Origin of the sequence: Amycolatopsis sp. NPDC049252 (genome assembly GCF_043197175.1) — a bacterium.
Lineage (GTDB): Bacteria > Actinomycetota > Actinomycetes > Mycobacteriales > Pseudonocardiaceae > Amycolatopsis.
Genome location: NZ_JBICSQ010000014.1, coordinates 61,862 through 80,837 on the forward strand (window position 1 = coordinate 61,862; position 18,976 = coordinate 80,837).

Consider the following 18,976-nt stretch of genomic DNA (forward strand, 5'->3'; position numbering starts at 1 on the left):
CAACCTAGCCGGGACGACCAGCGGTTTTCAGCGGCCGGCGGCCCGCGAAGCCGAGGTCGGTCCGGTGGTACCAGCCCAGTTCCGGGTCGCCTTCGAGCCAGCAGAGCAGGACGTCCGTGCCGTCCAGCTCGGCCGGGAAGTCGACGAGCAGCGGCGCGAAGCCCTTCAGCTCGGCGCCGGTGTGCTGCACCGTGGTCATCAGGTCGTCGAGCCGGGCCTGCGCGGCCTTCCACTCGGGCAGCCCGCCCAGCTCCGTCGCCCGGCCACCCGGCCGCAGGGACGCGGCCAGCTCGGCCGCGTCGGCGCGGACGCGCACCAGTTCGTCGAGGACCGGCCGCAGCCGCGCCAGTTCGTCACGTGCCTCCGCGACGGTGAACAGTCCCATCCGCCGATTTTGCCATCGGCACGCGTCAGGCTTCGCGGCGCCGCCGGACCAGCGCGTTGGCCAGGCCGCTGCCCACGAGCAGGAAACCGACACCCAGCAACCCGCCGATGAACAGGAAGTCCATGACGCCGTAGGCGATGTCGCTCTTCGGCATCAGGTTGACCAGCTTGAAGCCCCACTCGGGCACGGCCATCGCGGCGACACCGGGCAGCACGCCGTAGATCAGCCCGCCCAGGATCGGGCCGACGGCGGACAGCGCCCCGAGCGCGGCGACGACCAGCAGCAGGATCGCCCCGCCGGCCAGCAGCGCGATGCCGAGCGGGTCGCGGTTGGTGCTGAGGGTGGCCTGGATCAGTTGTTGCTGCCGCAGCCCGCCCCAGCTCAGCAGTCCCAGCGCGACCGGGGTGAGCAGCAGCCCGCCCAGCGCGCTCACCAGGTGTGCGACACCCCGGCGCGGCCGCTCGTCGAGCACGTCCGTGGGGACTTCGTAGTCCTCGTATTCGTCTTCGTATTCGCTGTACCGATGGGTCGACATGGCCGTCACCTCCCGCATGATGAGTTCACGGATGGCATCGTGCCCTGGTTCACCCCTTCGCGCGACGATCGCTCGGCGAGCGGTCGGATCGGGTGACCGGCGGGTCGTGCCCGGTGATCCCGGCCACAATCCACGGGTGGAGACTTGATGCCGACCACTACTTGAACCATCCAGCTGCGTCAAGCAGTACGCTTGTACCGCTACCGGCGAGACTTATAGAGAAGAACGCGAAGATCCGCGGAAGGAGCACCGCTGCTCATGGCCAAGATCAAGGTCCAGGGCACCGTCGTCGAACTCGACGGCGATGAGATGACCCGCATTATCTGGCAGTTCATCAAGGACAAGCTGATCCACCCGTACCTGGACGTGAACCTGGACTACTACGACCTGGGTATCGAGGAGCGGGACCGCACCGACGACCAGGTCACCATCGACGCCGCGAACGCCATCAAGAAGCACGGCGTCGGCGTCAAGTGCGCCACGATCACCCCGGACGAAGCGCGCGTCGAAGAGTTCGGCCTCAAGAAGATGTGGCTGTCCCCGAACGGGACCATCCGCAACATCCTCGGTGGCGTGATCTTCCGCGAGCCGATCGTCATCCAGAACATCCCGCGGCTGGTGCCGACGTGGACGAAGCCGATCATCATCGGCCGTCACGCCCACGGCGACCAGTACAAGGCGACCAACTTCAAGGTCCCCGGCCCGGGCACGCTGACCATCAGTTACACCCCGGACGACGGCTCCGAGCCGATGGAGTTCGAGGTCGCGAAGTTCCCCGAGGGCGGCGGCGTCGCCATGGGGATGTACAACTACAAGAAGTCGATCGAGGACTTCGCGCGCGCTTCGCTCCAGTACGGCCTCGACCGCGGCCTGCCGGTGTACCTCTCCACCAAGAACACGATCCTCAAGGCCTACGACGGCCAGTTCAAGGACGTCTTCGAGGAGATCTTCCAGGCCGAGTTCAAGGCCGACTTCGACGCCAAGGGCATCTCCTACGAGCACCGCCTGATCGACGACATGGTCGCCGCGGCGATGAAGTGGGAGGGCGGCTACGTCTGGGCGTGCAAGAACTACGACGGTGACGTCCAGTCCGACACGGTCGCGCAGGGTTTCGGCTCGCTCGGCCTGATGACGTCGGTGCTGCGCACGCCGGACGGCCGGACGGTCGAGGCCGAGGCCGCGCACGGCACGGTCACCCGGCACTACCGCCAGCACCAGCAGGGCAAGCCGACGTCGACGAACCCGATCGCGTCGATCTACGCCTGGACCCGCGGCCTCGAGCACCGCGGCAAGCTGGACGGCAACCAGGAGCTCATCGACTTCGCGAACAAGCTGGAAGAGGTCGTCGTCGAAACCGTCGAGAGCGGTCAGATGACGAAGGACCTGGCGCTGCTCATCAGCAAGGACCAGCCGTTCCAGACGACCGAGGAGTTCCTCGCGACGCTGGACGACAACCTGGCCAAGAAGATCGCCCAGGGCTGATCGACCGACGAAAGCCCCCTTCCCGAAATGTCGGGAAGGGGGCTTTTGCGTGGTCCGGCGGGCACGGTGCGTCACCGCCAGGTCGCCTTGATTGGCGTATCCGGGTGGTTAGGCCGCCCGGCGCTGTTGGTCTGGGTAAAGGATTGCCTACCCTTGGCGTGGGACGGGATTCGTGGTGAAGGAAGGCGTGGTCCTCGTTATGTCGAAGAAAACGCTGATGATTCTCGGTGCCATCGTCGCGGTCATCGTCATCTACGCGCTGAACACGGACAAGCAGGCGTCGGGAGCTTCGGCCACCGGGTGCAAGGTCACGGTGACCGCGGACGTCCTCAACGCCCGCGAAACCGCCGACGGCAACGCGAAGATCGTCGGGAAGTACCTGCGTGACGCCCAGTTCGACGCCCTGCCCGGCGTCCAGAACGGCTTCCGGAAGGTGGCCGACGACAAGTGGGTCGCCGCCGCGTTCACCGCGCCGGTCGCGGGTTCGGCCTGCTGATCACACGCCCAGAAGGTCGGTGCCCAAGGTGATGACCCCGCACAGTGCGGCGGTCAGCCCCAGCACCCGCGCGCGTTTCGGGTCGTGTTTGGCCGCCGCGCGCCAGTAGAGGCCGATGCCGACGGCCAGCATCAGCAGCTCGACGACGGCCGAGACGGCGGGCAGCCGCCAGAGCCCGAAGCCGAACGTCGGCAGGTCGCCGACGTTACCGGGCAGGATCGGCAGGTCCGCGCGGTGCACGACGAGGTCGAGCAGCCAGTGCGAGAACACGACGGCGCCGAGGACCACGCCGGCCTCCCGGCCGAGCCGCCACGCGGCGACGGCGCCGAACAGCGCGGCGAGCACGAGCGCGCCGACGAGGGAGTGCGTGTAGTCGGCGTGGATCACGCCACCGCCGTAGCCTGCGCCGTCGATCGTCTCGACGCCGGTCAGGTAGAGCGGCACGAACACGACGTCCAGCCACGCGGTGGCGAGCATGAGCGTCCACACGGGAATGGCCGGTCGGCCGGCCTTGACCGCGGCCGCCAGCCCGAAGTGCCCGGCGATCATCTGCGGGCCTCCGTCCAGGGGAAGCGGGCGTCGAGCACACCCAGCCCGACGGTGAAGAGCAGCACGGCGATGATGAAGGTCATCGTGGATTCTCTTTCTCTGCATAGGTTTCGAGACCTTGGATGAGCATGGTCTTGAGGACTTCGAAGCTCTGGCCGACGTCCTCGGGCCGCCCGAACCCGCCGGAGGCTTCGAGCCCGGCGAAGCCGTGAACGGCCGCCCGAAGACAGCGCGTCGCGTGCACGGCCCGCGCGTGGTCGAAGCCGTAGGGCCGCAGCACGGCGAAAACGACTTCGGCGACGGCGTGGGTGGCGGTGCTCAGCTCGGCGTCACCCCGATCGGGATCGGTGCTCAGAGCGGCGGTCCGGTGCGGGTGTTTCCGCAGGTAGTCGCGATAGGCATCGGCAAGGGCGGCGACGGCGTCGGCCCCGCCGCGCCCGGTGGCGGCGGTGCGCAGGACATCGGCCATTTCCTGGACGACCCGCAGATCGATGAGCCGCCGCAGGTCCCCGAGGTTCTTGACGTGCTTGTACAGCGACGGCGCGGCAACCCCGGCCCGCTCGGCGACCTTCGCGAGGGTGAGGTCGCCGGGTCCCCCTTCGTCGACGATCCCGAGCGCGAGATCGACGACGGCATCGGTGGTGAGCCCGGCTCTAGGCGACATGGTTGCTCTGGCTATGGTGCATAGCTTTAAAGCTACGATGCATAGCCTTCGGGGTCAAGGCGCGTTTTTTGTCGGTGGTCGCTGCTAGAACTGATCCCGACGGAAGTTGCAGGTCGGCGAGGGTTTCGCCGGGGGAGGAGGGTTGGTTGGGCGGTCGAGTGCGCCACGGCGGCGGTTGTCCGCGGAGTCTCCAGGGGGAGTTCCGCGGGCGCATGAGCCGGCTGAGTACAGCGCTGGGGAGCGTTGGGCGCGGTTTGGCTGAGCGGCTTGTGGTGGGTGACAGCGGTGCGACGGGCGCATGAGCTGGCTGGGCACGGCGCCGGGGAGCGTTGTGCGCGGTTCGGCTGGGCGGCTTGTGGTCGGCGGCAGTAGTGCGATGGGCGCACGAGCTGGCTGAGCGGCGGCTGGGTGCGGCGCTGGGGAGCGTTGTGGTCGGTCCGGATGAGCGGCTTGTCGGCGACAGGGGGGTGCGCGAGCCCGTCTGAGCGGCAACTGGGCACGGCGCTGGGGAGCGTTGTGTGTGGTTCGGTCGAGCGGCTTGTCGGCGGCGGCAGTAGTGCGATGGGCGCACGAGCTGGCTGATCGGCGGCTCCGTGCAGCGCCGGGGAGCGATGTGCGCGGTCCGGCCGAGCGGCTTGTCGGCGGCGGCGGTGCCAGGGGTGCATGAGCCATCTGAGCGGCGGCTGCGCACGGCGCTGGGGAGCGTCTTGCGCGTTTCGGCTGAGCGGGCTTGTGGCCGGCGGCTGCGCCGCTGGAGGTGTATGAGCCCGCTGAGCGGCGGCTGCGTACAGCGCGGGGAGCGTTGTGCGCGGTCCGGCTGAGCGGCTTGTCGCCAGCGGCAGCGGTGTCAGGTCGTCGGTGGGCTGAGTGCAGCTCGGGGGCGCGCACTTCCGTCGCACCTCCCGGCCGCGCTGGTGATCGGCGGCGATGCGAGTCGTCCGGAGGAGGATCGAGCCCGGGGACCGTGCTCTGACGGGGGTCAGAGCACGACGGTGAGGTCCTCCTCCGCGACCAGCACCTCGCCGCCGAACTCGCTGCGGGCTTCGGCAGCCGCTGCGGCTCGGTCGGTGCCCGGCCAGAAATGGGTGAGCAGGAGCCGTCGAGCGCCGGCGGCTGCTGCCCAGTGGCCTGCCTCCGTCGCGGTCAGCAGGAGGCGGGGGCCGTCGGGTGGCGTTCGGTGGGTGGCGTCGCTGATGAGCAGGTCCGCGTCGCGGCCGAGGTCCGCCAGCGCCGGCGACGGGCCCGTGTCGCCGGTGTACGCCACCGTCAGCCCGGGCGCGGTGAGCCGCACGCCGAAGTTCGGCAGGTGGTGCGGCAGCGCGAACGTCGTGAGCCGGAACGGTCCGAGCGTCGTCGGCTCGCCGAGGTCGTGCACCTCGAACAGCTCGCCCGGGTCCGGCCGCGGCTCCAGCGCTTCGAGCCGCCGGACGGTGCCGGGTGTGCAGTGCAACGGCAGCCGCGGCCGCTCGGGCGACCGATCCTGGACGGTGAAGTGCCACGCTCGCCCGAGCGCGCTCACGTCCGCGCAGTGGTCGGGATGCTCGTGCGTCACGACGACGGCATCGGGCAGCCGGTCCCGGCTGTGCGCGAACAACCGCGAGGCGGCGCCGTACCCGAGGTCGAGCACGACGCGGAACCCGTCGTGCTCGAGCAGGAACCCGGCGCACGCCCGCCCAGGCTCCGGGAACGCCCCGCAACTGCCGAGCACCGTCAGCTGACTCATGCCCGGCAGTCTGACAGAGCGGCCAAGGCCCCTCGCCCCTGATTTTCGCCGCCCGGACAACAGCGCCGGGCCCGCCATGCCGCGAACGCCAACGCCGCGCCGCTCCCGACGGCCCGCCGCGTCGGCAACGGTCAACCCGCGCCACGCCCGCTGCCGCACGCGCCCGACGGCCCACCACCCCCCCGCGACCGACGCCGCGACCGGCCCGCCCGGCGCTCGGCCGCAAGCACCCACGCCCCACCCCCGCAACCACCGCACCCCCGGCCGGTAGCGTGCTGTGCGTGCTGACCGTCTCCACCGTGAACGTCAACGGCCTTCGCGCCGCCGCCAAAAAGGGCTTCGTCGAGTGGCTTGCCGCCACGAAGGCCGATGTCGTCTGCTGCCAGGAGGTGCGCGCCACTGCGGAGCAGCTTCCCGCGGACGTTGTCGACCCCGATGGCTGGTTCGCGGTGCACGCCCCCTCCGCCGCCAAGGGCCGCAACGGCGTCGCCGTCTACAGCCGCGTTGAGCCCGATGAAGTGCGGATCGGCTTCGGGGAGCCCGAGTTCGAGGACAGCGGGCGGTACCTCGAAGTCCACCTGCCGAAGGTCGTCGTCGCCAGTCTTTACCTGCCCAGCGGGGACGTCGGCACCGAGCGCCAGGACGAGAAGGAACGCTTCATGGCCGCGTTCCTGCCCTACCTCGTCGAACTCCGGGCGAAGGCCGCCGCCGACGGGCGGGAAGTGGTCGTCGTCGGGGACTGGAACATCGCCTACGACAACGCCGACCTCAAGAACTGGCGCGGCAACCGCAAGAACTCCGGCTTCCTGCCCGAGGAACGCGAGTGGCTCGGCCGGGTCTACACCGAGGCCGGCTACACCGACGTCCAGCGCCGCCTCGACCCCGAAGGTCCCGGCCCCTACACCTGGTGGTCCTACCGCGGCCAGGCCTTCGACAACGACTCCGGCTGGCGCATCGACTGCCAGCTCGCCACCCCCGGCCTCGCCGAGAAGGTCGTGGACGTCGTCGTCGAGCGGGCCGCGGCCTACGACCAGCGCTGGTCCGACCACGCGCCGGTCACCGCCACCTACGACATCTAAGCCGCGCGGGTCGCGCGCCAGGTCTCGCTGTCGACGAAGTGGTTGTCGAAGCGTTCCTGCGACGCCAGGATCTCCGCCGGTGACGCCTCGCCGCGGCGGATCCGGTCGATCATCCGGAAGTACTCGAAGCGCTCGACGCCCGGCGTGAACACGATCAGCACGTCCGCGCCGGACCGCGAAGTCGCGCCGAAGGCGTGCGTCGTGTGCGGCGGTACGAACAGCATGTCGCCCGTCCGCACCGTCACCACCTCCTCACCCTGAAGCACCTCCAGCTCCCCGTCGAGCATGAAGAACATCTCCGCCGACGAGGTGTGGAAGTGCGGGGTCGCGCCGTCGCGTCCGCGGCTCAGGCAGGCGCGGTTGGTGCTCAGGTGCCCGCCCGTCTGGGAGACGTCGGCGAGCAGCGTCATCGTGTCGGGCGTGGTGCCGAGCTGCTCGGCTTCGTCGTGGCGTACCAGCAAGGTTGTCATGCCGAGATGGTTCCACGGCTGATAGTTCGCTGTCAAACTATCTGGGAGCGAATAGACTGTCCGCGTGACTGACGAAGACGCCGTCGACGCCGTGGTGTCGGCGTGGGCCCGCGAACGCCCCGACCTCGATCTGACCGCCATCGGCGTCGCCGGCCGGCTCGGCCGGCTGAGCCTGGTGCTCGGCCCGGCGCAGGAGCGCGTCTTCGGCAAGTTCGGCCTGCAACGCGGGGAGTTCGACGTCCTGGCCGCGCTCCGCCGCTCGGGGAAGCCCTACACGCTGATCCCGTCCGAGCTGTCCGCGACGCTGATGATGTCCCGCGCCGGCATGACGAGCCGCCTCGACCGGCTGGAAGCCGCCGGGTTCGTCGAGCGCACGCTCGACCCGAACGACCGCCGCAGCTTCCGGATCCGCTTGACGGATCGGGGTTTCGAGGTCGTCGACGCCGCGATGACCGAACACACCGCGAACGTCACCGAACTGCTCTCTTCGTTGCGGGGCAAGGAACTCGGCCTCCTCGACGACGTGCTGCGCAAGCTGCTCCGGGAGTACGACACCCCGTGAACGCGAACAGGGCCTCCCCCGGGAGGGAAGGCCCTGCTCGTCGCGCCGGAGGTCAGCAGGAGAGGTTGTCACCCGTCGGGACGCCGAGGACCCCGGTGATCTGCGTGTACTTGTCGACCCGGCTCTGGACCTGGGCCGGGTTGCCGCCGTTGCACTCGATGGAGCCGTTGATGCTGCGGATCGTCTCGCCGAAGCCGCGCTGGTTGACCATCGCGTCGTGCGGGGTCATCGTGCCCGGGCCGGTCTGCGTGTTCCAGTACCAGAGCCCGGTCTTCCACGCGACGGCCGAATCCTGCTCGACCAGGTACGGGTTGTTCAGCAGGTCGATGCCGAGCGCGTCGCCCGCGGCCTTGTAGTTGAAGTTCCAGCTGAGCTGGATCGGGCCGCGGCCGTAGTAGGCCGCGGTGCCCGCCGGGCAGCCGTAGGACTGGCTGGTGTCGCAGTAGTGCGGGTAGTTCGCGGTGTTCTGCTCGACGACGTAGACGAGACCGCCGGTCTCGTGGTCGACGTTCGCCAGGAACGCGGCCGCCTCCTGCTTCTTCACGGTGTCGTCACCGGTGTTCGCGAAGCCCGGGTACGCGTCGAGCGCCGCGGTCAGACCGCTGTAGGTGTAGAAGCTGTTGCGGCCCGGGAAGATCTGGTCGAACTGCGCTTCGCTGACCACGAAGGAAGCGTCCGAAGTGGACGGTGCGGCGGACGCGGTCGTGGTGGGGAGCACGACGGCCGCGGCGGTGGCGGCGAGTGCGCCCACCGCCACTCCGGCGCGCTTCAGGAACCGGGGGAACGACATGCGGGACTCCTCTGCTGTCATGCCCGGTCGTGCGCGGTCCGACCAAGCCGGTGAATTCCTTACCTGCTACGCCAAGAGGTATAGACCAATCGCCAACGGGTGAAACGGGGTCGACGCGAAGAGGCCGCGATCGGAGCAGTGTGAACTGCGGCAAATGGCAGAACGTGAGGTGATGTTGCGATGAACGGGTGACCAATGGTCGGACAACGATCGGTCAGTCTCTACTTTGCGTAGGACCGTTCCGTCTTCCGCAACACCGTTCGGGTGATCGATGTGAACCCTGGGGGTGCCCGGATCGTGTTCTCTGGTGGGCGCTAGTCTCGGCCCCCGAGTCCAACGGCCTACCAGCCCTTGACACGCTCGGTAGTTTTTTGACCAGTAGCACGCAGCGTCTCACTCGTATGGGTGAGGCTTTGGGTGAAGACACTGCGCTCGTCACTCGCGGGAGGCACTCCGGTGCGCAACCCAGGTCAACTCCTGATGCGATCCACGCTGCGCGCGTTCCGCGCGGTCGCGGTCGTCGCGCTCGTCCCGGCCGGCCTGCTGGCCGCGGGCGGGGTCGCGCTGGCCGACGTCACGACCGCACAGGCCGACAGCAACACCGACAGCTTCGGTGTGCTGGGTCCGGTCGGCCTGGTCGCCGTCGCGCTCGGCATCGTCGGCATGACGCTGGGTGTGCTGCGCCAGCGCCGCAAGACCCGCTCCACCGCCGAGGTCGTCCAGGCCGTTCCGGTCGTTCCGGAGGTCACCGGCCCGGTGACGGCGCTGGCGGAGGCTGTCCTTTCCGAGCCCGACGCGGCCCCGACGCGCCCGTTCCTGGCCCCGCACCCGCACGCCTGAGGCCCCTCGGCGCCGTCGGTGCGTCGCGGCCTGAAAGAATCCTCACGTGTCCGAAGAGCAGATCGCAGCCGCCCGCCGCCCGCGGGTCCTGTCCGGGATCCAGCCGACCGCTGACTCGTTCCACCTCGGCAACTACCTCGGCGCGCTGCGCCAGTGGGTGCGGATGCAGGACACGCACGAGACGTTCTACTGCGTGGTCGACCTGCACGCGATCACCGTCGAGCAGGATCCGAAGGTGCTGCGCCAGCGCACCCGCGTCTCGGCCGCGCAGCTGCTGGCCATCGGCATCGACCCGAGCCGCAGTGCCCTGTTCGTGCAGAGCCACGTGCCGGAGCACGCCCAGCTGAGCTGGGTCCTGGAGTGCCAGACCGGTTTCGGCGAGGCCGGCCGGATGACGCAGTTCAAGGACAAGTCCGCGAAGCAGGGCTCCGACCGCTCCAGCGTCGGCCTGTTCACGTACCCGATCCTGCAGGCCGCGGACATCCTGCTCTACCAGGCGGACGCCGTCCCGGTCGGCGAGGACCAGCGCCAGCACCTGGAGCTGACGCGTGACCTCGCGCAGCGCTTCAACAACCGGCTGGGCAAGACGTTCGTCGTGCCGGAGCCGTACATCATCAAGGACACGGCGAAGATCTACGACCTGCAGGACCCGACGAGCAAGATGAGCAAGTCGGCCTCCACCGCCAACGGCCTCGTCGAGCTGCTCGAAGACCCGAAGCGCTCGGCGAAGAAGATCCGCTCGGCGGTCACCGACACCGGCCGCGAGGTCGTGTTCGACGCCGAGAACAAGGCGGGTGTCTCGAACCTGCTGACGATCTACTCGGCGCTCACCGAGCGCACGATCCCGGACCTCGAAGCCGCCTACGAGGGCAAGGGCTACGGCGACCTGAAGAAGGACCTCGGCGAGGTCTTCGTCGACTGGGTGACGCCGATCCAGGACCGGGTCAAGTCCTATTTGGACGATGTGACCGAGCTGGACAAGGTCCTCGCGGCCGGCGCCGAACGCGCGCGTGAGGTGGCGTCCAAGACGCTGGCCAAGACGTACCAGCGGATCGGGTTCCTGCCGCCGGTGCGGTGAAACTCGTCCTGCTCAACGGCCCGCCGGGCAGCGGCAAGTCGACGCTCGCCCGGCGTTACGCCGACGACCACCCGCCGGCGCTGGCCTTGGACGTCGACCGCGTCCGTTCCCTCATCGGTGGCTGGCGCACGGCCCCCGGCCCGGCCGGTCTGCTCGCCCGTGACATCGCGGTGGCGGCCGCCCGGACGCACCTCACCGCGGGTCACGACGTCGTCGTGCCGCAGCTGTTGGCCCGGCCGGAGTTCCCTGAACGGCTCCAGGCGCTGGCCCGCGAGACCGGCGCGAGCTTCCACGAGATCCTGCTGCTCCCCGGCCGTGAGGAGACTCGCCGGCGCTTCGCGGCACGCGGCTCGTCGGAAACCGAGACGGCCGAGCCGCTCACCGACGACCAGTTCGCGGCGATGTACGACCGGGTTGCCGCCTTCGCCGAGGAGCGGACGCGGGCGCTGGTTCTCCGCGCGGGCAAGATCGACCACGTCTACCAGGCCCTTCTCACCTCCCTCATGTGAGCCGCTCGCGTTGCGGGAGTCACCGGGCGTGGTTAGCGTTTCACGGTGGCGAACGAAACAGTGGCGACCAAAGAAGAGAAGGAAAAGCTCCTGCCGCGCCTGCGGCGGAAGTACCCGTGGCTCGATCACCTGATCCGGGCGAACGAGGCCTTCACCGAGCGGTACGGCAACCACTATGCGGCCGCCATCACCTACTTCAGCGTGCTGTCGGTCATCCCGATCCTGATGGTCGCGTTCGCCGTGGTCGGGCTGGTCGTCAACCACGACCAGACGATCATCGGCAAGATCACCGACGGCATCAACAACTCCGTGCCCTCGGGCCTGCGCGACCTGGCCAAGAGCATCGTGGGTGCCGCGATCGGCGCCGGTAGCGGCATCGGGATCTTCGGTCTGCTCATCGCCCTTTACTCCGGCATCGGCTGGATGGCGAACCTGCGTGACGCGCTCACCGCGCAGTGGGGCCAGGAGAAGCAGCCGCAGCCGTTCGTCAAGCAGACGCTCAAGGACCTCGTCGCGCTGGTCGGGCTGGGTGTCGCGCTCGTCGTCTCGTTCGCGCTGACCGCGATCGGCGGCGGTGTCGGGAACTTCCTGCTCGGGCTCGTCGGGCTGGCGGACGAGACGTGGGCGAAGGTCCTGCTCCGCATCGCGACCATCGTGCTCGGCCTGGCCGCCAACACCCTCGTCTTCCTCTGGGTCATCGCCCGCCTGCCGCGCGAACGCGTCGCGCTGCGCAGCGCCGTCAAGGGCGCGGTGTTCGCCTCCATCGGGTTCGTCATCCTGCAGCAGGCCGCCACGTTCTACCTGGCCAGCGTCACGAAGTCGCCGGCGTTCGCACTGTTCGGCCCGGTCATCGGCCTGCTCGTGTTCGCCAACTTCGTCTCACGCTTCCTCCTGCTCGTCACGGCGTGGACCGCGACGGCCAAGGAGAACCAGCGCAAGGTCATCGCGCCGCCGGTGCCGGTGCGGCTCGAGCAGAACGTCACCGTGCAGCGCGGGCCGGGCCTCGGCGCCGTCGCGGGCGCGTTCAGCGCCGGGGCACTGCTCGCGTGGCTGGGTGGCCGTCGCAAGTCTTGACAGCGAGCGGGTCGGTAAAGAAACTGAACCGGTAAGAATTCTGAACCGGAGGTTTCATGCTGGACGCCGCCCGCGAGTGTGCCGCCCTCGCCAACACGCTCGCGCCGGTCACCGAGCGGGACCGCGCGCTGCCGGCCGAGCTCGTCGCCAAGCTGACGGATGCCCAGCTCCTGCGCAGCGGCGTCCCCGGTTACCTCGGTGGCCCCGAAGCGCCGCCCGCCGTCAGCCTCGAGACGGCGGAGACGGTCGCGCGCGGCGACGCGTCGGCCGGCTGGTGCGTCTCGATCGCCGTGACGAGCAGCCTGCTGTCGGCCTACGCCCCGCGGAAGTGCGCCGAGGAGGTCTTCGGCGACCCGCGCACGGTCGCGGCCGGCGTCTGGGCGCCGCGCGGGGCCGGCAAGAAGGTCGACGGCGGTTACGTCGTCTCCGGGCGCTGGCCGTTCTGCAGCGGAATCCCGCACTGTGACTGGCTTTTCGCCGGGTTCGTGCACGAAGGCGAGTTGAACGTCGCGGCGTTGCCGAAGGCCGAAATCGAGGTGCTCGACACCTGGCACACCAACGGCCTGCGCGGCACCGGCAGCCACGACTGCGTGGCCGACGAGCTGTTCGTCCCCGACCACCGCGTCTTCTCGGTGCTGGGCGGGCCGCCCGAGGAAGCCGTTGCGCTGCACCGGTTCCCGCTCTTCGGCTACTTCGCGCTGTCCGTCGCCGCGGCCGCGCTGGGCAACGCGCGCGGGGCGATCGACGACCTGGTCGAGCTGGCCTCGACGCGCAAGCCGCTCGGCTCCAGCCGGTCGCTGGCCGAGCGGTCGCAGACCCAGGCCGCCGTCGCGGAGGCCGAGGCCGCTCTGCGCGCGGCACGGCTGTTCTACTACGCGAGCATCGGCGACGCCTGGCAGGCCGCGCAGGGCACCGACCCGGTGCCGGACCGTCTCAAGCTCGGACTCCGGCTGGCCGCCACGCACGCGACGCGCACCGCCGCGAAGGTCGCCGACAGCATGTACGACCTCGCCGGTGGCGCGGCGATCTACGAGACGTCGCCGCTGCAGCGCCGGTTCCGCGACGCGCACACGGCCACCGCGCACTTCCAGGTCAACCCGGCCAGCTTCGAGCTGTCCGGCAAGCTGCTGCTGGGCGTCCCGGCCCGCACCGACCAGTTCTGAGGAGCCCCGTGCCCGTCAACGCCCAGTACCGCCTCGCCGCCCGGCCGTCCGGCCTGCCGAAGGACGAGGACTGGCAGTACACCGAGGACGCCGTCCCGTCGCCCGGTGACGGCGAGTTCCTCGTCGAGGTCAAGTACCTCTCGCTGGATCCGGCGATGCGCACCTGGATGAACCCGGGCCGGTCGTACGTGCCGCCGGTCGGGATCGGCGAGGTCATGCGCGCGGCCGGGATCGCGGAGGTCGTCGAGTCGAACCACCCTGGGTTCAAGGCCGGGCAGAGCGTGTTCGGCACGTTCGGCGTGCAGAACTACGCCGTCTCGGACGGCAAGGGCGTCCAGGTCGTCGACACGTCGCTCGCGCCGGCACCGACGTTCCTCGGGACGCTCGGGATCAGCGGGATCACCGCGTACTTCGGGCTCTTCGACGTCGGCCGCCCGGAGCCGGGCCAGACCGTCGTGGTGTCGGCCGCGGCCGGGTCGGTCGGCATCGTCACCGGCCAGCTCGCGAAGATCCACGGCTGCCGCGTCGTCGGCATCGCCGGCGGGGCGGAGAAGTGCCGGACGCTCGTCGAGGAGTACGGCTTCGACGCCGCCGTCGACCACCGCGCCGGGAACCTCCGCGCGGACCTGAAGGAACACGCACCCGGCGGGATCGACGTCTTCTTCGACAACGTCGGCGGTGAGGTCCTCGAAGCGGCCCTCGCCCGGCTCGCGCGCGGCGCCCGGATCGTGCTGAGCGGCGCGGTTTCGCAGTACAACAGCACCGAAGGGCCGCGCGGCCCGGCCAACTACATGCAGCTGCTGGTGCAGCGCGCGTCCATGACCGGGTTCGTTTTCTCCGACTACGCCGACCGGTACCCCGAAGCGATCGAGGCGCTGGCCGGCTGGGTGCGCGAAGGCAAGCTGAAGGCGCGCGAAGACGTCGTCACGGGCGGGATCGCGAAGTTCCCGGAGACGCTGCTGAAGCTGTTCCGCGGTGAGAACACCGGCAAGCTGGTGCTGGCGCTGTGAACGACCTGCGGCACCGGTTCACGGCGGACTCGGTCGGCCGGGCACTCGACCTGGTGGGGGAGCGGTGGAGCCTGCTGATCCTGCGTGAGTCGTTCTTCGGCGTCCGGCGCTACGGCGAGTTCGCGCGCAACCTGTCGATCCCGCGCCCGACGTTGTCCGCGCGCCTGAAAACGCTGGTCGAGGCGGGCGTGCTGGCGCGCGTCGAGGAAGTGCCGGACCGGCCGGAGTACCACCTGACGCAGGCGGGGCGGGACCTGTTCGGCGCCGTCGTCACGCTCATGCAGTGGGGCGACAAGCACCTCGCCGGGCCGGACGGGCCACCGATCCTGTTGCGGCACAACGACTGCGGCGAGATCGCCGACACGTACGTGGCCTGCGGGCACTGCGGCGGCGCGATCGCGACCGACAAGGTGACGCCGGAACCCGGGCCCGCGTTCCGCTAGTTTCCTTCGGCCTTCTTGCGCTGGTGCCCGACCACGAACGCGCCGACGATGATCAGGAACACCACCAGCGTGATGATCCAGCCGGTGACGCCGAACGGGTCGTCCTTGGCGGCCGCCGCGGTGGACGTGCCGCTGTTGGTCGCGGTGCTGCCGTCGGGGAGGATCGTCGGTTCGCCGCTCGCGGGCGTCGTGGTGGGGGACTGGTAGGTGATCCGGCCGACCGGCTCGGCGTGGTCGGCCTCCAGCGCGAAGCCGTAGTCCAGCAGCTTCCCGGCTTGGTCGACGACCCTGGTCGGCTTCTGCTCGGCCCGCAGCATGACGACGGCGAGCCGCTTGCCCTTCTGCTGCGCCGCGCCGACGTAGGTGTGGCGGGCGTCGTCGGTGAAGCCGGTCTTGCCGCCGAGGAAGCCCGGGTAGACGCCGAGCAGCTTGTTGTCGTTGTAGACCGGGATGGCCGGCTTGCCGCCGACCGGCGGGATCTCGAAGTCCTTGGTCGCGACGACCTTCGCGAACTCCGGCTGCTTCATCGCGTAGTGGAAGATGAGGCTCAGGTCGTAGGCCGAGGTCGACATGCCCGGACCGTCGAGCCCCGACGGCGTCGCGGCGCGGGTGTCGAGGGCGCCGATGCGGGCGGCCAGCGCGTTCATCTTCGACACCGTGGCGTCGACCCCGCCCAGCGCCGTGGCGAACGCGTGCGCGACGTCGTTGCCCGAGTGCATCAGCAGGCCGTGCAGCAGCTGGTCGACCGTGTAGCCCCCGCCGGCGACGATGCCGACGCAGGTGCACTCCTGCTCGGCGTCCTCCTTCGTCGCGACGAGCACCTGCTCGGGCTTCAGCTGGGTGACGACGACGAGCGCGAGCAGCGTCTTGATGAGCGACGCCGGGCGCTGCCGGGCGTGCGGGTCCTTGGCCGCGATGACCGCGCCGGTGTCGAGGTCCTGCACCACCCAGGACGCGGCGGTGTTGCCGTCCGGCGGGTTGAGCGCGCCGTTCGGGGTGATGAGGCCGCACTCGGCCAGCCGCGGGCCGCCGACGGGCACCTGGGGCACCGGCAGCGCCGCGGGCGCCACCCGGCCCGGCGCCGGCTTCTCCGACGTGTCGACCGCCGGCGGCGGCGCTTGGTGGTTCGCGCACTGCGCTCCCTGCGGCGGCGCGGCGGCCGCGAGGACCGGCGTGCCCATGGCCAGGAGACCGGCGGTGAGCGTCGTCGTGAAGACCTTGAGCGACCGGGAGGCGACGGAGTGCACCCACGCAATCTAGCGTCGTTGCCGCCCGCGCATACTCAGGGCATGCGGATTTCGAAGCGCACCTCCATGCTCCTGCTGGCCTTCGGTGTCTGGTCGTGGATCATCTGGATCACCTTCGCCAAGAACCTGTGGGCGAGCGACCAGTCGTGGACGCCCGACGGCTCGCCGACCGCGTACTTCGTGGTGCACGCCGTGCTGACCGTCGTGTCGTTCGTGCTGGGGACGCTCATCGGGATCCTGGGCTGGCGCGGGGTGCGGGCGTCGCGGGTCGCCGCCTGAGGGTTGTCCACCTTTGGTCGGTGGCGCCCGGTTTCGGGCTGGCTTAGGTTGACGCCACCGAATCATGGAGGTGGAATGTCCCGTTTACGCCGAATGGCGGCTCCGCTGGCGCTGGTCGTCGGAGGTGGCCTGCTGGCCGTCGCGCCGGCCGCCGAGGCCGCCCCGGTCGCCTGCGACACCACGAGCACGGCCTACACGTACGTCGTCACCTACCAGCCGGGCACGCGCGCGTCGGCCGTCGACAAGGAGCTGGCCGCGAAGTGCGGCACGAAGGTGGCGTACTACGGCGAAATCGGCGTCGCGATCGCCAGCTCGCGCAACGCGGACTTCCAGCAGAAGATCGGCGTCTACCGGGCGTATTCGGGTGGCAAGGACGTGGCTTCTTCTTCGGGCGCGACCGCTCGCTCGCTGGGGGCGGTCCGGACGCTGGAGGACACCCAGTCGGTGGCCGCGGCCGGTGACCTGTCGACGCAGCAGTGGGACATGAAGGCGATCCACGCGCCGGAGGCGAACAAGAAGTACCAGGGCAGCCGTTCGGTGACGGTCGGCGTCCTGGACTCGGGCATCGACGCCACGCACCCGGCTCTTCGCGCTGCGGTTTCCGCTTCGGAATCGGCGGGCTGCATCACGGGTGCGCCGGACACTTCTCCGGCGTCGTGGGCCCCGACGACGTCCGACCACGGAACGCACGTGGCGGGCACGATCGCGGGCAAGGACCCGGCGGCGGGCTTCACGGGCATCGCGCCGGGGGTTCGGCTGGCCTCGGTGAAGGTCGTCAACGACGACGGCTACATCTTCCCGGAGTCGGCGGTCTGCGGCTTCGTCTGGGCGGCGAAGCACGGCTTCCCGGTGACGAACAACAGCTACTACATCGACCCGGGCATGTTCTTCTGCTCCCGCGAACCGGGCGACGCGGCGGCGTACGAAGCGGTGCGTCGCGCGATCACTTACTCCACGCACCACGGAGTCCTGAACATCTCGGCGGCGGGCAACTCGGGCTTCGACACGACAACCCAGACCACGGACCCGAACCGCCCCCACCCGGTCGACAAGACGTGCGGCATCCTCCCGAAGGCGATCGACGGAGTGGTGACGGTGTCCTCGGTGGGCTACGCGGGCACGAAGTCGTCGTTCAGCAACTACGGCTCGATCGACGTAACGGCCCCCGGCGGCGACTTCTCGCAGACCCCGCCCGCCGGCGCGGGCCCGTCCTGCCCGCTGTCGTCAACGGTCTTCGGCGGGCTCTACGGCTCGAAGTGCGGCACATCGATGGCGTCGCCGCACGCGGCCGGTGTCGCGGCACTGCTGGCTTCGCGCTTCCGCGGCATCCCACCGCAGCTGCTGTCCCGCTTCCTGACGGGCGAAGCGGACCCGGTTTCGTGCCCCACCACCGAAGCGACGTGCACGGGCCCGGCACGAGACAACTCCTACTACGGCCACGGCCTGGTCAACGCCTTGGACGCAGTCCGCTAATAGGCAAAAGCCGTGAAGGCCTCCTTACCGGCTCTTATGGCCGGTAAGGAGGCCTTCACGGCTTTCAGGCGACGCGGGCCAGATGCACGGCCGGTCGTGGCCGAGCCTTGGCGGTGAGGTAGGCGGCTTCCAGCTTCGCGAGCACGTCTGCCGGGTTGTGGGTCAGTTCGGACGGCAGAGTCTGGACGACGGGGATGCCTGCGGCCGCGTATCGGGTGTTCCGCTCGAGCGTGCGGGCGTAGTCGCTGCGGGCGAAGTGGAACTCGAACGAGTCGATCTCCCATGCCATGCCCACGTCGTCCCACCAGCCGTCGGGGCAGGCGATGTATCTGCCGGACGCGTCATGGATATCGGGGTTCCAATGACTCGGCGGATTCACCAGTCGACTGCTCAACCGCTTCGCGTGAGCTTCAGCCATCGAACGCACGGCTGTCCATTCCACCAAGAGCCGGCGGGGGACCGCTGTTCCTCGTTGACTCCCCTTGTTCAACTCTCGGAGTAGCATCTCTGGCGTGCAGCGTCCGCGTTGGATGGATTCGATCAGTACCTGAGTGCACATTTCATCGTCGTAGAGCCGACGAAGCACATCGGTGGTGGAGCGGACCAACGGTGCCAGTGGGAACTCGTTTCTCACAGCCGGTTTCGGCAGCCGGAGGGTGCGTTCGATCGTGACGAAGCCTGCGCTCCGGATCTTGCGCTCATGAGGGATCAGGAGATGCACGTCGTGGGTGACCGGTAGCTGAGCCGGCCGCATGCCCTGGCGTCGGCAGGATTCCACGCCGGTGATCTGCGCGCCCGCTCCGGCGTAGAGCAAGGCTGCCGCGGCATGCTGATCCATGGTCGGATCGTGGTTGTGCAGCTGGACTACGCCAGGCAGCAGCCGTCGCCATTGGCCTCCAGGAAGGCACTTGCGGTACACGGTCTTGCTGTCGATTCCGAGAACTTCCAGGTCCGCGACACGCACCACGCCGTGGCGGCTCCGCTCGCGCAGCAGATCCGGATGAAGCTCCCACCGTCCTCGTTTCGGCATGCCACACATCGTGTAGCCGCCCCCGCCCCGCTACCAGCCCCGCTCCCCCCACCTGTGGACAACCCACTCCTTGTGGATAACTCCAGAAAGCCGTG

General features: G+C 69.6%; 22 protein-coding genes. 13 read left to right on the forward strand and 9 right to left on the reverse strand.

Annotated features, from left to right (window positions below; all coding sequences use genetic code 11):
• Positions 1-4: 4 nt before the first annotated feature.
• Together ACGFMK_RS18570 and ACGFMK_RS18575 are read right to left on the reverse strand one after the other, a co-directional pair.
• The gene (locus ACGFMK_RS18570) at positions 5-385 is read right to left on the reverse strand and encodes a DUF2203 domain-containing protein (RefSeq protein ID WP_392764306.1); all 381 of its coding nucleotides are present in this window, start codon (positions 383-385) and stop codon (positions 5-7) included.
• 25 nt (positions 386-410) lie between these two features.
• Positions 411-920 carry a hypothetical protein gene (locus ACGFMK_RS18575; RefSeq protein WP_392764308.1) on the reverse strand — a complete coding sequence of 170 codons (510 nt, stop codon included), beginning with the start codon at positions 918-920 and terminating at the stop codon, positions 411-413.
• A gap of 258 nt (positions 921-1,178) precedes the next feature.
• Here ACGFMK_RS18575 and ACGFMK_RS18580 point away from each other — a divergent pair, with 258 nt between their 5' ends.
• Positions 1,179-2,402 carry an NADP-dependent isocitrate dehydrogenase gene (locus ACGFMK_RS18580; protein WP_392764310.1) on the forward strand — a complete coding sequence of 408 codons (1,224 nt, stop codon included), beginning with the start codon at positions 1,179-1,181 and terminating at the stop codon, positions 2,400-2,402.
• Between the two features lie 199 nt (positions 2,403-2,601).
• Complete coding sequence (locus ACGFMK_RS18585) at positions 2,602-2,898, forward strand: SH3 domain-containing protein (RefSeq protein WP_392764312.1); 297 nt, start codon at positions 2,602-2,604, stop codon at positions 2,896-2,898.
• On the opposite strand, the gene ACGFMK_RS18590 is transcribed toward ACGFMK_RS18585, so the two are convergent.
• The 3 genes from ACGFMK_RS18590 to ACGFMK_RS18600 form a co-directional block, all read right to left on the reverse strand.
• Positions 2,899-3,447 (reverse strand): permease, encoded by a 549-nt coding sequence (locus tag ACGFMK_RS18590; protein ID WP_392764314.1) that lies wholly within the window; start codon positions 3,445-3,447, stop codon positions 2,899-2,901.
• Positions 3,448-3,526: 79 nt separating this feature from the next.
• A complete protein-coding gene (locus tag ACGFMK_RS18595) occupies positions 3,527-4,111 on the reverse strand; it encodes a TetR/AcrR family transcriptional regulator (RefSeq protein WP_392764315.1) in 585 nt (194 codons plus the stop codon).
• A gap of 979 nt (positions 4,112-5,090) precedes the next feature.
• Positions 5,091-5,834: an MBL fold metallo-hydrolase gene (locus tag ACGFMK_RS18600; protein ID WP_392764317.1), complete on the reverse strand. Its 744-nt coding sequence runs from the start codon at positions 5,832-5,834 to the stop codon at positions 5,091-5,093.
• 281 nt (positions 5,835-6,115) lie between these two features.
• Between ACGFMK_RS18600 and ACGFMK_RS18605 the strand changes: the two genes are divergently transcribed.
• Positions 6,116-6,913: an exodeoxyribonuclease III gene (locus tag ACGFMK_RS18605; RefSeq protein WP_392764319.1), complete on the forward strand. Its 798-nt coding sequence runs from the start codon at positions 6,116-6,118 to the stop codon at positions 6,911-6,913.
• Here ACGFMK_RS18605 and ACGFMK_RS18610 read toward each other — a convergent pair.
• The gene (locus ACGFMK_RS18610) at positions 6,910-7,383 is read right to left on the reverse strand and encodes a cupin domain-containing protein (RefSeq protein WP_392764320.1); all 474 of its coding nucleotides are present in this window, start codon (positions 7,381-7,383) and stop codon (positions 6,910-6,912) included. The two genes, ACGFMK_RS18605 and ACGFMK_RS18610, sit on opposite strands and share 4 nt — an antisense overlap.
• A 64-nt stretch (positions 7,384-7,447) precedes the next feature.
• Between ACGFMK_RS18610 and ACGFMK_RS18615 the strand changes: the two genes are divergently transcribed.
• Positions 7,448-7,945 (forward strand): MarR family transcriptional regulator, encoded by a 498-nt coding sequence (locus ACGFMK_RS18615; RefSeq protein ID WP_323329653.1) that lies wholly within the window; start codon positions 7,448-7,450, stop codon positions 7,943-7,945.
• A gap of 52 nt (positions 7,946-7,997) precedes the next feature.
• Here the strand turns inward: ACGFMK_RS18615 and ACGFMK_RS18620 are convergent, their stop codons facing one another.
• Positions 7,998-8,735, reverse strand: a complete 738-nt coding sequence (locus ACGFMK_RS18620) for a chitinase (protein ID WP_392764323.1) — start codon at positions 8,733-8,735, stop codon at positions 7,998-8,000.
• A 480-nt stretch (positions 8,736-9,215) separates the two neighbouring features.
• Here ACGFMK_RS18620 and ACGFMK_RS18625 point away from each other — a divergent pair, with 480 nt between their 5' ends.
• From ACGFMK_RS18625 to ACGFMK_RS18655, 7 genes are read left to right on the forward strand one after another with little or no spacing between them, the layout of a single operon-like run.
• Positions 9,216-9,575, forward strand: coding sequence for a hypothetical protein (locus tag ACGFMK_RS18625; protein ID WP_392764325.1), 360 nt, complete (start codon positions 9,216-9,218; stop codon positions 9,573-9,575).
• 46 nt (positions 9,576-9,621) lie between these two features.
• Entirely contained in the window at positions 9,622-10,653 is a 1,032-nt protein-coding gene (gene trpS, locus ACGFMK_RS18630) for a tryptophan--tRNA ligase (protein WP_392764328.1), read from the forward strand.
• On the forward strand, positions 10,650-11,162 hold the full coding sequence (locus ACGFMK_RS18635) for an AAA family ATPase (protein WP_392764331.1): 513 nt from the start codon (positions 10,650-10,652) through the stop codon (positions 11,160-11,162). The genes trpS and ACGFMK_RS18635 overlap by 4 nt, the downstream gene beginning before the upstream one ends.
• Before the next feature lie 45 nt (positions 11,163-11,207).
• The gene (gene yhjD, locus ACGFMK_RS18640; protein WP_392764334.1) at positions 11,208-12,236 is read left to right on the forward strand and encodes an inner membrane protein YhjD; all 1,029 of its coding nucleotides are present in this window, start codon (positions 11,208-11,210) and stop codon (positions 12,234-12,236) included.
• 56 nt (positions 12,237-12,292) lie between these two features.
• Positions 12,293-13,399 carry an acyl-CoA dehydrogenase family protein gene (locus ACGFMK_RS18645; protein ID WP_392764336.1) on the forward strand — a complete coding sequence of 369 codons (1,107 nt, stop codon included), beginning with the start codon at positions 12,293-12,295 and terminating at the stop codon, positions 13,397-13,399.
• A gap of 8 nt (positions 13,400-13,407) precedes the next feature.
• Positions 13,408-14,409, forward strand: coding sequence for an NADP-dependent oxidoreductase (locus ACGFMK_RS18650; protein ID WP_392764339.1), 1,002 nt, complete (start codon positions 13,408-13,410; stop codon positions 14,407-14,409).
• Positions 14,406-14,852 carry a winged helix-turn-helix transcriptional regulator gene (locus ACGFMK_RS18655; protein ID WP_392764342.1) on the forward strand — a complete coding sequence of 149 codons (447 nt, stop codon included), beginning with the start codon at positions 14,406-14,408 and terminating at the stop codon, positions 14,850-14,852. Before ACGFMK_RS18650 ends, ACGFMK_RS18655 begins: the two co-directional genes overlap by 4 nt.
• On the opposite strand, the gene ACGFMK_RS18660 is transcribed toward ACGFMK_RS18655, so the two are convergent.
• Positions 14,849-16,099, reverse strand: a complete 1,251-nt coding sequence (locus tag ACGFMK_RS18660) for a D-alanyl-D-alanine carboxypeptidase family protein (RefSeq protein ID WP_392764345.1) — start codon at positions 16,097-16,099, stop codon at positions 14,849-14,851. The genes ACGFMK_RS18655 and ACGFMK_RS18660 overlap by 4 nt on opposite strands.
• Positions 16,100-16,141: 42 nt before the next feature.
• Here ACGFMK_RS18660 and ACGFMK_RS18665 point away from each other — a divergent pair, with 42 nt between their 5' ends.
• Both ACGFMK_RS18665 and ACGFMK_RS18670 read left to right on the forward strand, forming a co-directional pair.
• Entirely contained in the window at positions 16,142-16,378 is a 237-nt protein-coding gene (locus tag ACGFMK_RS18665) for an SCO4848 family membrane protein (protein WP_392764347.1), read from the forward strand.
• A 75-nt stretch (positions 16,379-16,453) separates the two neighbouring features.
• A complete protein-coding gene (locus ACGFMK_RS18670; RefSeq protein WP_392764350.1) occupies positions 16,454-17,851 on the forward strand; it encodes a S8 family serine peptidase in 1,398 nt (465 codons plus the stop codon).
• 64 nt (positions 17,852-17,915) lie between these two features.
• Here ACGFMK_RS18670 and ACGFMK_RS18675 read toward each other — a convergent pair whose 3' ends face one another.
• Positions 17,916-18,881, reverse strand: a complete 966-nt coding sequence (locus ACGFMK_RS18675) for a hypothetical protein (RefSeq protein WP_392764353.1) — start codon at positions 18,879-18,881, stop codon at positions 17,916-17,918.
• Positions 18,882-18,976 lie beyond the last annotated feature (95 nt).